The 244-nt window shown below is 38.5% G+C and carries 1 protein-coding gene; it reads right to left on the reverse strand.

The window, feature by feature from the left end:
* A partial coding sequence (locus BA053_RS06505) for a class I tRNA ligase family protein (RefSeq protein WP_156518249.1) occupies window positions 1–244 on the reverse strand: 244 nt, incomplete at both ends.

The following is a 244-nucleotide window of genomic DNA, read 5'->3' on the forward strand; positions in this document are numbered from 1 at the left end:
TATATGATAGGTATAGGGCATCCCCAATAACGCTGCCTTGAAACTCCCCAATCGTGCAAACGATAGTTTATTGTTTTTTTGCCTATTTTTTTTTCTTCAAATTTTTTAACTATGGCTTCCTTTGCTTCACTAACCATTAATCCGTTTAAGAATTCGGAGTTAAACATTGTCCCGTCTCCAGTATACGCCTCCTTTGTCATCTGAGTAGCTTGACACTGGGATCCATTGTAAGAATTCTGGTCAC

The organism is Wolbachia endosymbiont of Nomada ferruginata (assembly GCF_001675785.1).
Classification (GTDB): Bacteria; Pseudomonadota; Alphaproteobacteria; order Rickettsiales; family Anaplasmataceae; genus Wolbachia; species Wolbachia pipientis.